Genomic DNA, 13,178 nt, shown 5'->3' with positions numbered 1-13,178 from the left:
CTCGGCACGATTCTGCGCAACTTTAGAACGGCAAAAAGCTGAAAAAGAACCGGGTTAACCAGCCAACTGTTTGCGCTTCGGCTTGCGCGCCGCGGCCTTTGGATTCCATGCGGGCGTTGGCCACCTGGGTGGAGTTGACCAGATTGCCGGGCTGGATCAGACGTGGGTCGACCGTGCCCGAGAAACGCATCACGTCCACATTCTGGTTGACGCCGATCTGCTTGTCTCCCGCCACCCGAAGGTGGCCGTTGGGCAGTACCTCAATCACGGTGGCCGAGATGGTGCCTTCGAAAGTGTTGGCACTCTCGGTGCCGCCTTTGCCCGAGAAGTCGTTGGCCGATTTGGTGCCGACACCGGCACTCAGCTTGGCCAGGTCGACGTCTGATATCAGCGGGAACGCACTGACGCTGGCCGAGCCCGAGGTGGTGCGGTTGGCGGTGGACGACGACACCTGTTTGGCGGTGACCTTCTCCACAATACGCACCGTGATCTGGTCCCCCACCACGCGGGCGCGTGCGTCCTCAAAGGCCGGGCGGTAGCTGGCCTTCTGGAACAGGCTGCCACTGGCTGGCCCGGCCATCGGTTCGGTGGAGGCGATCGGGCGGCTGGGCGTGGTGTCGGGGAATTCCACTGCCACCGTCTGGGGCAAGGAGGAACACCCGCTCATGAATATGGATAAAAAGCAGGTTAGGCCCAATAGATGAAAGGGCTTGTTGCTATAAAAATAATTTTTAGCGTGTGTGCGCATGGTGAACCTCCGAGCTTAGAGTTGGCCCAGCTTCTGCAGCATCTGGTCCGAGGTCTGGATGGCCTTGGAGTTCATTTCATAGGCGCGCTGGGTCTGGATCATGGTCACCAGCTCTTGCACCACATTGACGTTGGAGGTTTCCAGAAAACCTTGCATCAGTGCGCCCATGCCATCCGCGCCAGCGGTGCCTGCTTGCGGCTGACCTGAGGCCAGGCTCTCGGCATACAGGTTGCCACCCAGTGGTGTCAGGCCGGCCGGGTTGATGAAACGTGCCAGTGCAATCGTGCCAATACCTTGCGGCGCGGTGGTGCCTGGAATGGTGGCGGACACGGTGCCGTCACCGGCGATGGTGACCGCTGTGGCATTGGCCGGCACGGTGACCCCGTTGGCAATCGCCAGGCCGGTGGCGGTGACCAGGGCGCCAGCCGAGTTGATCTGGAAAGCCCCATCACGGGTGTAGCTGGTGGTGCCGTCGGGCATCGTCACCTGAAAAAAACCGTCGCCCTGGATCGCCACATCGAGCTTGTTGTTGCTCTGCTGCATATTGCCTTGGGTGAAGGAGCGGCTGGTGGCCACGGTGCGCACACCCAGGCCGATTTGCAGGCCGGTGGGCAGGGTGGATTGCTCGGTGCTGTTGGCCCCCACCTGGCGCAGGTTCTGGTACATCAGGTCTTCAAACACCGCGGTGGCGCGTTTGAAGCCGTTGGTGGACACATTGGCCAAGTTGTTGGAAATCACATCCAGCTGCATTTGCTGGGCTTCCATGCCGGTTTTGGAAATCCACAGGGAGTTGATCATGATGGTGTGTCCTGAAAAAAATCAGCCTTGCATGCTGAGTAACTGAGCCGCTGCGCGGTCGTCTTGCTCGGCGGTCTGCATCAGCCGGGTTTGGGCCTCGAACTGGCGAGCGGTCTGGATCATGCCGACCATGGTCTCGATCGCATTGACGTTGGAACCCTCGATCACCCCGAGTTGCAGGCGGGCGTTGGTGTCGTTGGGCATCGGCTCACCCGAGGTGGTGCGAAACAGGCCGTCCTCACCCCGTTTGAGCGGATCTTCGGCATCGGGTGTGGCGAGTTTGAGGCGGCCAATGCCGGTGGGCGCCTGGTTGCCCACCTTGGCGGTCACGGTGCCGTCGCTGCCCAGTGTCACCTCGGCGCCGATGGGAGCCACGATGGGCGCGCCGCCATCACTCAAAATGGTCAAGCCGGTATTGGTCTTGAGCGTCCCCTCGGCATCCACTTCGAGGGAGCCGTTGCGGGTGTAGGCCTCGGTGCCATCGAGACCTTGCACACCAAACCAGGAGTTGCCGGTGGTCATGGCGTCCATGCCGCGCCCGGTGCGCTGGGGAGCGCCGGGCAGGTCCGAGAAGCCCGGTGTGGCTTCCAGCGCCATGACCCGGGTGGTGGAGCCCTCACCACGCACCGGTACGGCGCGGTAGGTGGACAACTCGGCCCGAAAACCATTGGTGGAGACATTGGCCAGGTTGTTGGACAACACAGCCTGCCGGTTGGCGGCGGCGCTGGCCCCGGTCATGGCGGTGTAAATCAGACGGTCCATGGTGGCTCCTGGTCAGAATCGCAAAGGGTTCAGGTCTATCAACGCAGGTTGACCAGCGTGGACATGATCTGGTCTTGTGTCTTGATGGTTTGGGCGTTGGCCTGGTAGGTGCGCTGTGCCGTCATCATGTTGACCAGCTCGGAGGTCAGGTCGACGTTGGACTCTTCCAGGGCGCCAGACCGCAAGCCGCCGAAGCGCCCCGCACCAGGTTCACCCTGCACCGGGTCGCCCGATGAGTAGGTGGCGGCCCAGGCGTTGTTGCCAAGCGGCTGCAAGCCCTGGACATTGCGGAAGTCGGTCAGGGCAATTTTTCCCTTGAACTGGGTTTGACCGTTGGAGTAGCGGGTGGTGATGACGCCGGTTTCACCAATACTGATGCCCGTCAGTTCACCAGGGGCATAGCCGTCCTGTGTCAAGTTGGAAACGGAAAAGGCCGAGCCACCCTGGGACACCTTGCTGATGTCCAGTGTCGCGGTGATGCTTGGGGTGGTGGTCGATGGTGTTGCAATCGTCAGGGTCGGGGAGGTCAGGGGTGACACCAGTTTGCCGTTGCCATCAAACTGCATTTGGAACAAGGGTGTGCCACCGGTGGCGACGTCATACACGTCCCAGTTGTCGGTGGTGGTGGTGGCTGCTTTTGAGAAATAGAGGTTGAGCGGAACCGGTGTTCCCTGGGAGTCATACACCGGCAGTGCTGTGCCATAGGTACCTCTTGGGGTAGGTGGGGTCACCGAAGCAGCCTCTACCGCTCTGGCATCCAGATTGAATTCTGCGGTGATTTTGGTGGTCTGTTTGCCAGCGATGGGCGCTGTGGTTGGCAGCTGCAGTTTTCCGGCCTCTGTGCTGGTGGTGTTGCCAGCGGTGTCCGTTGGGTAACCCATCAGGTTGGCGCCGGTGTTGGTGATGATGTAGCCGTCTTTGTCCAGCTTGAAAGAGCCGTCGCGCGTGTAAGCGATGGAGTCATCAGGCTGGGTCAGTTGAAAGAAGCCACCACCGTTGATCGCCACATCCAGGCTGTTGCCGGTGGTGTTGATGTTGCCTTGGGTGAACTGTTGCGCAATGGCCGCCACAGCGACACCAATGCCCGCCCCGGCGCTGCCGCCAGCCGCGCCCAGCGACGAGGCCACCAGGTCACCGAACTCGGTGCGCGAGGATTTCATGCCGGTGGTGTTGGCGTTGGCGATGTTGTTGCCGATCACGTCCAGGCTGCGGCTGGAGGCGTTCAGCCCTGAGAGTCCGGTTTGGAATGACATGGTGGGTTCCTTGTTAAATCAATGGGTGTTCACAAAATGGCTTTGATGCTGCTGTAGGGGACGGCGCTGCGACCTGCCAACTGCACATTCATGACGCCGTCTTCGCTGCTGACGGATTGCACCTTGGCTCGGACCATGGCGGTGTTGTCGATGGCTTTGCCACCCAGGGTGGCGGTGACCTTGAACGTGGGGTTGCCGCTGGCGCTGTATTTGGAGGCATCCCATGAGAAGTTGTGTTGGCCGGCCCCCAGCGCGCCCAGGTTGATGGTGTCGATCACGGTGCCGGCTGGCGACAGGATGTCGACCTTGACACTCTCGGCACGTGCCGCCAAGCTCACCACACCGGCGGCTTTGCCTTCGCTGATGGACAGGGTGTTGCTCGCCAGCAGCACGTCGCGCCCGACCATGTTGGAGCCCTGCAGCATCTGCATGGCGGTGAACTGGTCGCCCATGTTCTTGAGCGTGTCGTTGACCTGCTGGATGCCGGTCACCGTGTTGATCTGCGCCATCTGACTGGTCATCTGGGCGTTGTCCATCGGGTTCATCGGGTCCTGGTTGTTGAGCTGCGCCACCAGCAGCTTCAGAAAACGGTCTTGTGCCACCTCCGAGCTGGATTGGGTGGTGGTTTTGGCGCCAACGGTCGAGGCGCTGGTGCTGGTGGCAGAGGAGGTTCCGGTCAACATGAGGGCGTCCTTAAAGAGTTATTGGCCCATCTGCAGCGTTTTGAGCAGCAGGGATTTGGCGGTGTTCATCACTTCGACGTTGTTCTGGTAGGAGCGCGAGGCGGAGATCATGTTCACCATCTCCTCCACCGGGTTGACGTTGGAGTAGTTCACATACCCATCGGCATCGGCCGAGGGGTGGTTCGGGTTGTGCACGCGCTTGAACGGCTCGTTGCTTTCCTGAATGGAGCTGACCTTGACCCCGGCCGTGGCGTCGCCGCCCATGGGCGTGGTCTGGAACACCACCTGGCGGGCTTTGTAGCCTTGGCCGTCCGGCCCGGCGACAGCATCCACGTTGGCCAGGTTGCTGGCCACCACATTGAGGCGCTGCGACTGGGCGCTGACGGCGCTGCCCGAGACGTTGAAAATTGAAAACATCGACATGGTGTTGCTCCGCAGGTGTCAGGGCTATTGACCCTGAATGGCGGCCAAAATGGTTTTGGACTGGCCGTTGATAAAACGCAGGGTGGACTCGTAACGCACCGAGTTGTCAACAAAGTTGGCCCGTTCGCGGTCCATGTCGACGCTGTTGCCGTCCACGCTGGGTTGGGTCTGCACACCGTAACCCATGGCGTTGTTGCCGCTCAGTTCACTGTTGACCACGGCGGGCAGTTGCAGGTGCCTGCTGTCCGTGGTGCCTTGGCTGCTTTTGAGGCTGAAGCCCTTGCCAGATCTGGAGAGTTCGCTATCACTTGTTTGTGTCTGCTGGCTCAGGGCTTCCTTGAAATTGAAATCACGCGAGGCATAGCCGGGGGTGTCGGCGTTGGCCATGTTGCTGGCCAGAATGCGTTGGCGTTCGGCACGCAGCACCAAGGCTTTGGCATGAAAGTCCAAACCACTGGTTAACTTAGCGAACATCAAACACCTCTGCTTTCTGTGATGTGGAGCCGCTGCTTGTGAGGCGGGCGGATCACGGTCTGGCAGATTATGAAAACGCTGTCGCTTTTCTAAACCCCGAATAAAGGGGCAAACCCCGTTTACTTGTGCCGTCTGTCCAGGGGTGCCACGATTACAGTGACTGTCATTGTCTAGGGGTACGTCATGTTGAATCACTTCTTGCGATGGTCTCGCCGCCTGATGCTTGCCACCCTGTGGGTGGCGGCTTTTTCATGGCATGCCAGCCATGCCCAGATGGCCACGCCCGCTGCCCAGGGGGATGATCTGTATGTGTCGGCGCAGCGTTGGGTCAATGACATGCTGTCTCAACAACGCAGCGAGTTGCCGCTGCGCATGGAGGTGGTGGTTGGTCAGCTGGACCGTCGCCTGACCTTGGCGCCCTGCGCCCATGTTGAACCCTATTTGCCGCCCAATGTCCGGCTGTGGGGTAAAGCACGTCTGGGTTTGCGCTGTGTTCAGGGGGCCGTCAAGTGGAATGTTTTTTTGCCGATCACGATCAAGGCCATGGGCCCGGCCTGGGTGATCAAAGGCCAAGTGGCGCCCGGCGCCACACTGCAGGCCTCTGATGCCATGGCGATGGAGGTCGATTGGGCAGAGGGTAACGCTGCCATCGTGGCCAACCAGAGTGCTTGGGTGGGTAAGACCGCCACCCGATTGTTGTCCACGGGCCAAGCCCTGCGCCAGGACATGGTCAAGGCTGCGCAGGTGTTTCAAACCGGCGCCCAGGTACGCGTGGTGGCCGTGGGGGTCGGTTTTGAGATTGCCGCCCGGGCGCAAGCCTTGTCTGCCGGGGTGGTTGGTCAGAATGCGATGGTCCGTATGGAGAATGGCCAGGTCATCACCGGGACGGTGTCTGACGAGCGCACCGTGAGGGTTGTGTTGTGAGTTTTGAGGCGATTTCGCAAATAGGTTTAAAGTTGCGGCTGTTTTTGCCGAAAGTGATCCTACGAGGCTACTCTTATAGTAGTTTTGGAGACCACCATGACCACCATCAAGCCCACAGACAACCACGTTGCCATCAGCAGCACCGCTGCCTCCTTACCTGCCAAGAGTGGCCAGGTGGCGGGTGCGCAGGTGAAACCTGGCGCCAGTGCTCCCAAAAGCGCGCCAACAGCAGGTGTGGCGGTGACCGTGTCGAGCTTGGCCCGATCCTTGGAAATGGACGTGGCAGATGTCGACATGGCCAAGGTCAGCACGATCAAACAAGCCATTTCGGATGGCACCTATGTGGTCAACCCCGGCGTGATTGCCGACAAGTTGTTGTCCAACGCACAGGACATGTTGAAACGCAGCAGCGTTTGATTCGGGGCGGTGACACTGCCCCGGCTTTTAGCTCAGGGGGTGCACCATGCCAAGCCGCTTGATCCAGTCACATCTGGACACCATTGACACTCATCTCAACCAAGTCTCCCGTTGTTTGCTGGACCCTGGATCTGGCGATCTGGTCCAGGCCAGTGCCGATTTGCAGGCAGCCGTCATCGCGATGTCGCGTTTGCCGCCGCTCTCTGTCTTAGACCGTCAGGCTACATCTCCTCTCAAGCTGCGTATGCGCCAAACGATGGCGGCTTTTGATGCCTGTCGGGAGGCTTTGATGCGCCGCAGCTTTCTTACCGAGAGCTCGCTGGGCACCCTGATTCCGGCCACCCGCAACCCCACCTATGCTCCCGCAGCGGGCAGGTTCACCCGCCAGCCTTATGGCAGTGCCGGTCGTCAAAGTGGTGAATTTCAGGTGGTCAGCGCCTAACCGTCTTGTTGTTGCTGGTTGATGCACGCTTGTGTGCGTCAACGTGGTGTGCGCGGGCTTTTACGGATGGGTGTGCTGAGACAGTCAATTTTGATTGGCGTTGTGCCAATGCCACCGCGACTCAGTGGGTGCGCATTTTGGCCCGCAGGCGGGCAATCGACTGGCTGTGTAACTGGCAGATGCGTGACTCGGTCACGTCCAGCACGGCCGCAATTTCTTTCAGGTTCATGTCCTGCTCGTAGTACATGCTCATGATGTACTGCTCGCGTTCTGGCAAGTTCTTGATGGCCGCCACCAGTGCTTCGCGCAGGCGTTGGTTGCGCAGCATGTTCAGGGGGTCGGCCTCAGTGTCACCCATATGCCGATCCAGAAAACTGTCTTCGTCATCTGAACTGTGGTTCATGTCTTCCAGATAAACCAGCTGGGTGCCTTTGACCTTGCCCAGTAGGGTCTGGTAGTCACTCAGGCTCATGCCCAGGTCAGCTGCGATTTCGCTCTCCAGCGGGCTGCGGCCCAGTCGGTGTTCCAGGCGGCGCAGAGACTCCTCAATTTCTTTCTGGCTCTTGCGGGTGCCGCGCGATACCCAATCGTTTTCGCGCAGTTCGTCCAGCATGGCGCCGCGGATGCGTTGGGTGGCAAAGGTTTCAAACTGCACACCTTGGGTGGCCTCAAACCGTGTCAGCGCTTCGGACAGACCAATCAAACCGACCTGGATCAAATCATCCACCTGCACGTTGGCAGGTAGTTTGGCCATCATGTGGTGCGCCAGCTTGCGCACCAAGGGCTGGTACTGGCGAATCAAGGCATTGCGGTCCAGTTGTCCCTTGGCGGTGTACATCAATGGACCCTCCCCAGCGGCGCGTGGTTCAGCTGGATGGCACTTTCAAGCAGTTGCATGGCCAGCCGGGTGACATCGTCCTGCGAGCGGTCTGCCCGGGCGCTGGCGGTGATGGTCACCGGTTTGACACTGTAGCCTAGATGGTTCGAGGCACAGTTCATCACGGTTTGGACGGGTGAGGACAGTGGCTTGGGCATGGTGGTGTTGGCGTCGGCCACGATGTTAGCAACAGTTGGTCGCAGTTGGCCATTGACCAACAGGTGTTTCAGTGCCTGGTAGGCGGTGATTGTGGCCGCCTGGGCCGGTGGAACAACCACCAGGGGTGCCAAGCTGCTGCCGCGAAGCAAAAGAGTCAAGCATTCGGCGTCGGCATACACCAGCACCACCGCATAGGCCTTGAACAATTCTCCTACGGGGCTGGTCAGCAGCCCATGCACCGACAAGCGGGCAAGGCCTTGTGCCGCAGGAATGACGGTCCACGAGACCGGGTTGCCCTCATCCCCCTGGCGATCCAGCGGGTTGTTGAGCCATTGCGCCAGGCCCGGGTTATCCGGTGATTCAGGGGTGTGGCCGTCAAGCACCATCACCGACAACCCCATGCTGACCCAACTGGTACACAGTCCCCAGAGCAAGGGCAACTCACCTTGCTGCTGGCCATGGCTGGTGACCGCAATCAGTCGGGGCACCTGTTGCAAAGCCAGGCTTTGCAAGCCAGCGGCCTGATTGATGCAAGGTTCAAGCATGAAGTTGTCCCGGTTGCATCCGGGTGGACTCGGCAAAGAAGAAGCCCAAGTCTGTCATCTTGGGATCAAACGCCGACTTGGCCGGTGCACGCATCGACATCGCAACGAGGTTGCTTGCATCAGCGCGTTCCCAGTCTTCAGGGACCTTTTGGCCGGTGGTGACACCTCTGAGTACCAGCTGGTGCCGGATGGTGGCGTCCAGTGCCGGGCCAATCTTGGCCGCCTCATCTGTTTTGGACAGAATCGTTTGTTGCAGCCCGGTTGTTTTGAACGAGTTGACCATGTCATCCAGGGTGTCGCCGTGGCCACCCGCGTTGAGCACCAGCAGGCGATGGATTTCTGGCAGGTCCAGCGTATCCATCATGTCGCGTTTGCGCGGATCGTTGGGGGCAATGCCGGTGGTGTCGATTAACACCATCTTTTTATTGGACAACAGGCCCAGCAGGTCTTGCAAGGCGGCGCGATCATGCGCCAGATGGGCCACCACCCCCAGCATACGGCCATAGGCGCGCAACTGTTCATGGGCGCCCACCCGATAGGTGTCCAGTGTGATCAGACCCACGCTGGCCGGGCCGTAGGTGCGTGCGCACAAGCCGGCCAACTTGGCTGCGGTGGTGGTTTTTCCGACACCGGTGGCCCCCACGAGGGCGTAGGTGCCCCCTTGTTCATGGATGGCACTGGATGCGGCATCGGTGCGCAGATTGCGGGTCAGCACGTCCATGACCCAACGTGTGGCGTCGGCGGCATTCAGGTCTTCCGGCATACGTTCCATGATGGTTCTGGCCAGTGCAGGTGAGTAGCCGGAGCGGATCAGTTTGAGCATCAAGTTGGAGTGGATCGGGTTCTGCCGTGCCTGGCCAAGCCAAGTCAGGGTGTTGAAGCGGTCCTCAATCAACGTCTTCATGGCATGCAATTCGTCCACAATGCCTTGCGACGGGGCGGCACTGGGCGCGGCCAGCGGGGCACGTGGGGCCGCCTTTTTCACTTGTATTGGGGCCATATCTGGTGCCGCCGACACGGTGCGAGCAACTTGCATGGGCGCGGGACGGCTCGGCACACGTGCGGGTGGTTCTGGCCGTTCTTGGGGCGCTGGTGCGGCTTGAACGGCCAAAGCTTCGTGACGACGGCGCAGCATGCGCTCACGCACATAGTCCTGAAACGACAGGGTGCTCATGGCGAGCTGGGCGGTGTCTTCGATCACCTGGCTGTCCGGGTTGGCGGCTGGCGCGCTTTTGGTCTGGGTCTGACGCTGTTTTTGCCGTGCTTCCTCGTTGCGGTCAAGCGCTTCCAGCGTGTCCTCTCCGGTGGCCACCACTTCCACACCCGAGGAGGTAGGGCGGTTGGACAGAATCAAGGTGCCGTCCCCAAAAGCCATGCGTGCTTTGGCGAGGGCTTCCCGGGCGGTGGGGGCAGTAAAGCGTTGGATGTTCATGATGCTGCGCCTTTAAGGATGGGGCCAATTCGGATGGTGTGTGATTCAGGTATTTCGCTGTGCCCCAACACCTGCAAGCGCGGTGCGACACGACGCACCAGCCGGGCGATGGCGCTGCGGATCTGGTCGGGCACCAGCAGGCAGGCGGGAATACCAATTTCTTCTTGTTTGAGGGCCATTTCAGCGGCTTTTTTGGTCAGGATGTCGGCGACACCCGGGTCCAGTGCCTGTCCTTGACCCGTGGTGTTGCCCAGGGCCTGGACCAGCAGGCGCTCCAGCGATGGGTCGATGGCAATCACGTTGAGCTCATGGGTTGGGCCGTAAATCTGCTGAACGATGGCGGGTGACAAGGCCACGCGCACCCGTTTGGCCAGCTCGGCCGGGTCGTTGGTGGCACCTGCGTGCTCAGCCAGTGACTCGATGATGGTGCGAATGTCCCGGATGTGCACTGACTCTTCCAGCAGCAGCTGCAGCACTTTCTGAAAGACGGCAATCGGAACCATTTTGGGGATGACTTCTTCAATCAGTTTGGGTGCCTGCTTGGCCACGTGTTCTACCAGTTGTTGGGTTTCGGTTCGGCTGAGCAATTTCGCCGCTTGAACTTGCATCAAGTGTGACAAATGCGTGGCCATCACAGTCTCGGAATCAACCACGGTAAATCCGGCCATTTGTGCCGCTTCTTTTTGCTGGGCATCGATCCAGTGTGCTGGCAGGCCAAATGCGGGGTCGGTGGTGGGTGTGCCGATCAACGGGGTGCTGATGCCACCCGGGTTGATGGCCAGAAACATGCCAGGAAAGGCTTCACCTTCACCCACAATCACGCCACGCAGGGTGATGCGGTAGCCGCTGGGTTTAAGTTCCAGGTTGTCACGCACATGGACTGGCGGCGGCAAAAACCCCACCTCCTGGGCGAATTTGCGGCGCACACCTTTGATACGGGTTAACAAATCGCCTTGGCGGTTTTTGTCCACCAAGGTGATCAGCCGGTAACCGAGCTCCAGGCCAAGTTGGTCGACCGGCTGCAAATCGTCCCAGCTGGCTTCGCCATCCGCTGCGGCGACGGGTGCCGCAGCGACCTCTTCAACGGGTGCGGGCTTGTGCGCCAGCGTCCAGGCGCCATAACCCAGCAACAAGGCGATGCCGATGAACACAACATGTGGCATGCCGGGGATGATGCCCAGAATGCCCATGATGGTGGCGGTGATGCCCAACACCCGTGGCGAGATGAACATCTGGTTGACGATCTGCCCGCTCAGATCACGCTCCTTGCCGACGCGTGACACCACCATGGCTGCCGCTACCGAGATCAGCAAGCCAGGGATCTGTGCCACCAACGCATCACCTACCGCCAGCAGAATGTAGGCGTCTGCGGCTTGGGAGGCACTCAGACCATGTTGCAGCACACCGACTGTGAAGCCGCCAAAGATGTTGATCAGCAAGATCAGGATGCCTGCCACCGCGTCACCACGCACAAACTTGGAGGCGCCGTCCATCGAGCCAAAAAAGTCAGCTTCTTCAGACACCTCGGCGCGCCGGCGTTTGGCCTCCTTCTCATCGATCAGGCCGGCGTTCAGGTCGGCGTCCACCGCCATCTGCTTGCCGGGCATGGCATCCAGCGCGAAGCGGGCAGAAACCTCTGCAATCCTCTCTGCACCTTTGGTAACCACTATGAAGTTGATAACAACGAGGATGGAGAACACAATCAGACCGACGGCAAAATTGCCGCCAATCAAAAAGTGGCCAAAGGCCTCAATCACCGCACCGGCCGCACCCGGGCCGGTGTGGCCTTCCAGCAGCACCACACGGGTAGAGGCCACGTTGAGAGACAGCCGCATCAAGGTGGTGAGCAGCAATACCGCTGGGAAGGCGGCAAAGTCCAGTGGCTTGAGCATGTAGGCTGCGACCATCATCACCATCAGCGCCACAGCGATGTTGAAGGTAAAGAACGTGTCCAGAATCCAGGGCGGCAGAGGCAGCACCATCATCGACAAAATGGCCACCACCAGCATGGGGGCTGCCGCCCCCTGCATCAGTGCGGAGTTGTTGCCAAACCAGGTTTTGACGGTGTTGAAGCTTATGTTCATGGTGTTTCAGCCGCAATCACTTTGGACAGAGGGTCCAGTTCTGGTGGCACAAAGGGCACGGGCACCTCGCCTGGCAAGGGGCCGTCCCCGCGCATGGCGGCTTTGAGCCGGTAGATGTAGGCCAGCACCTGGGCGACGGCGGTGTACAGGCTGGTGGGGATGTCCTGGTCAATTTCCGCGTTGGCGTACAAAGCGCGCGCCAGCATGGGGGACTGAAGCACGGGGATCGCGTTTTCCTTGGCCAGGTCACGGATCTTGAAGGCCAGCAGGTCCGCGCCCTTGGAAATGACCCTCGGGGCCGGCATGGTTTTGTCGTCGTATTGGATCGCCACCGCGTAGTGGGTTGGGTTCATCAGCACAAAGTCGGCTTTGGGCACTTTGGAGATGCTGTTGCCATTGGCGATGTCGCGCTGGCGTTGGCGCATGCGGCCCTTCATCTGCGGGTTGCCGTCAGACTCTTTGCTTTCCTGCTTCATCTCCTGGTGAGACATCTTCATGCGCGACTTGTGCAGGAAAGATTGCAGCGGCACATCCACCATGGCGACCACCAGTACCACCAACAGCATCAGGCCCATGCCCGTGGTGATCCAGTCGGCCAAGTAACTCAAGGATTTGGCTGAGGGCTGCAGCACGAGCGCGCCCAGGGTGTCGAGGCCACCTTTGAGGTAGTTGAAGCCCACCAGAAGCAACATCAAGGCGATGAATGTCATCTTGCCCACTTCGGTGGCCTTGTCTTTGGTGAACAAACGGCCAAAACCCGAGAGTGGATTGAGGCGACTGAAGTCTGGAGTGATTGGTTTCAGGCTGGTCACCCAGCCGCCTGTTGCAACGGTGCCGAGGATGGCGATGACACTGACGATGGCGGCAAAAACAGCGCTGGCCACCAGCCCCACGGCTGTCATGGCACCCAGGCGGTTCAGCATGATCATCGGGTCTTTGATGGTTTGGGCATCAAACAGCAATTGCAAACCCATGTGGGTTTTGAAATGCCCAAACATGGCGGGTGCCAAGGCCATGAGTGTCACAGCGCCGCCACCCAACACAGCCAGATGCGCCAAATCGCGTGAGCGTGCGACTTGACCGTCGTCACGCGCTTTTTGCAGCTTGCGTTCTGATGCGGGTAAGTTGCGATCTTGACTGCTGGATTCCATGTTGGG

General features: G+C 60.0%; 15 protein-coding genes. 3 read left to right on the top strand and 12 right to left on the bottom strand.

Going from position 1 to position 13,178, the window contains the following annotated elements; translation table 11 throughout:
• Nucleotides 1-22: 22 nt before the first annotated feature.
• The 7 genes from FDG13_RS00290 to flgB form a co-directional block, all read right to left on the bottom strand.
• Complete coding sequence (locus tag FDG13_RS00290) at nucleotides 23-667, bottom strand: flagellar basal body L-ring protein FlgH (protein WP_255435006.1); 645 nt, start codon at nucleotides 665-667, stop codon at nucleotides 23-25.
• A 96-nt stretch (nucleotides 668-763) separates the two neighbouring features.
• Nucleotides 764-1,546, bottom strand: a complete 783-nt coding sequence (gene flgG, locus FDG13_RS00285; protein WP_180124724.1) for a flagellar basal-body rod protein FlgG — start codon at nucleotides 1,544-1,546, stop codon at nucleotides 764-766.
• 21 nt (nucleotides 1,547-1,567) lie between these two features.
• A complete protein-coding gene (locus FDG13_RS00280) occupies nucleotides 1,568-2,308 on the bottom strand; it encodes a flagellar basal body rod protein FlgF (protein ID WP_180124723.1) in 741 nt (246 codons plus the stop codon).
• Between the two features lie 38 nt (nucleotides 2,309-2,346).
• The gene (gene flgE, locus FDG13_RS00275; RefSeq protein ID WP_180124722.1) at nucleotides 2,347-3,561 is read right to left on the bottom strand and encodes a flagellar hook protein FlgE; all 1,215 of its coding nucleotides are present in this window, start codon (nucleotides 3,559-3,561) and stop codon (nucleotides 2,347-2,349) included.
• Nucleotides 3,562-3,590: 29 nt separating this feature from the next.
• Entirely contained in the window at nucleotides 3,591-4,244 is a 654-nt protein-coding gene (locus FDG13_RS00270) for a flagellar hook assembly protein FlgD (RefSeq protein WP_180124721.1), read from the bottom strand.
• Nucleotides 4,245-4,262: 18 nt separating this feature from the next.
• Complete coding sequence (gene flgC / locus FDG13_RS00265) at nucleotides 4,263-4,667, bottom strand: flagellar basal body rod protein FlgC (protein WP_180124720.1); 405 nt, start codon at nucleotides 4,665-4,667, stop codon at nucleotides 4,263-4,265.
• A 24-nt stretch (nucleotides 4,668-4,691) separates the two neighbouring features.
• Complete coding sequence (gene flgB / locus FDG13_RS00260; protein WP_180124719.1) at nucleotides 4,692-5,141, bottom strand: flagellar basal body rod protein FlgB; 450 nt, start codon at nucleotides 5,139-5,141, stop codon at nucleotides 4,692-4,694.
• Between the two features lie 183 nt (nucleotides 5,142-5,324).
• On the opposite strand from flgB, the gene flgA reads away from it, so the two are divergent.
• The 3 genes from flgA (at nucleotide 5,325) to FDG13_RS00245 (ending at nucleotide 6,924) form a co-directional block, all read left to right on the top strand.
• A complete protein-coding gene (flgA, locus tag FDG13_RS00255) occupies nucleotides 5,325-6,065 on the top strand; it encodes a flagellar basal body P-ring formation chaperone FlgA (protein WP_180124718.1) in 741 nt (246 codons plus the stop codon).
• A 96-nt stretch (nucleotides 6,066-6,161) separates the two neighbouring features.
• A complete protein-coding gene (flgM, locus tag FDG13_RS00250) occupies nucleotides 6,162-6,482 on the top strand; it encodes a flagellar biosynthesis anti-sigma factor FlgM (protein ID WP_180124717.1) in 321 nt (106 codons plus the stop codon).
• Nucleotides 6,483-6,528: 46 nt separating this feature from the next.
• Nucleotides 6,529-6,924 (top strand): hypothetical protein, encoded by a 396-nt coding sequence (locus tag FDG13_RS00245; protein WP_180124716.1) that lies wholly within the window; start codon nucleotides 6,529-6,531, stop codon nucleotides 6,922-6,924.
• A gap of 121 nt (nucleotides 6,925-7,045) precedes the next feature.
• On the opposite strand, the gene FDG13_RS00240 is transcribed toward FDG13_RS00245, so the two are convergent.
• Genes FDG13_RS00240 through FDG13_RS00220 form a run of 5 tightly spaced genes read right to left on the bottom strand, consistent with a single transcriptional unit; the run spans nucleotide 7,046 to nucleotide 13,172 of the window.
• A complete protein-coding gene (locus FDG13_RS00240) occupies nucleotides 7,046-7,762 on the bottom strand; it encodes an RNA polymerase sigma factor FliA (protein ID WP_180124715.1) in 717 nt (238 codons plus the stop codon).
• Entirely contained in the window at nucleotides 7,762-8,505 is a 744-nt protein-coding gene (locus tag FDG13_RS00235) for a hypothetical protein (RefSeq protein ID WP_180124714.1), read from the bottom strand. The genes FDG13_RS00240 and FDG13_RS00235 overlap by 1 nt, the downstream gene beginning before the upstream one ends.
• The gene (gene flhF, locus FDG13_RS00230) at nucleotides 8,498-9,937 is read right to left on the bottom strand and encodes a flagellar biosynthesis protein FlhF (protein WP_180124713.1); all 1,440 of its coding nucleotides are present in this window, start codon (nucleotides 9,935-9,937) and stop codon (nucleotides 8,498-8,500) included. The genes FDG13_RS00235 and flhF overlap by 8 nt, the downstream gene beginning before the upstream one ends.
• Complete coding sequence (gene flhA, locus FDG13_RS00225) at nucleotides 9,934-12,021, bottom strand: flagellar biosynthesis protein FlhA (protein ID WP_180124712.1); 2,088 nt, start codon at nucleotides 12,019-12,021, stop codon at nucleotides 9,934-9,936. The genes flhF and flhA overlap by 4 nt, the downstream gene beginning before the upstream one ends.
• On the bottom strand, nucleotides 12,018-13,172 hold the full coding sequence (locus tag FDG13_RS00220; RefSeq protein ID WP_180124711.1) for a flagellar biosynthesis protein FlhB: 1,155 nt from the start codon (nucleotides 13,170-13,172) through the stop codon (nucleotides 12,018-12,020). Before FDG13_RS00220 ends, flhA begins: the two co-directional genes overlap by 4 nt.
• Nucleotides 13,173-13,178: the final 6 nt, after the last annotated feature.

This window comes from Rhodoferax sp. BLA1, from assembly GCF_013416775.1.
Taxonomy (GTDB): domain Bacteria; phylum Pseudomonadota; class Gammaproteobacteria; order Burkholderiales; family Burkholderiaceae_C; genus Rhodoferax.
The sequence above is the reverse complement of the archived record's forward strand: the minus strand, read 5'-3'. Positions and strand labels throughout refer to the sequence as shown.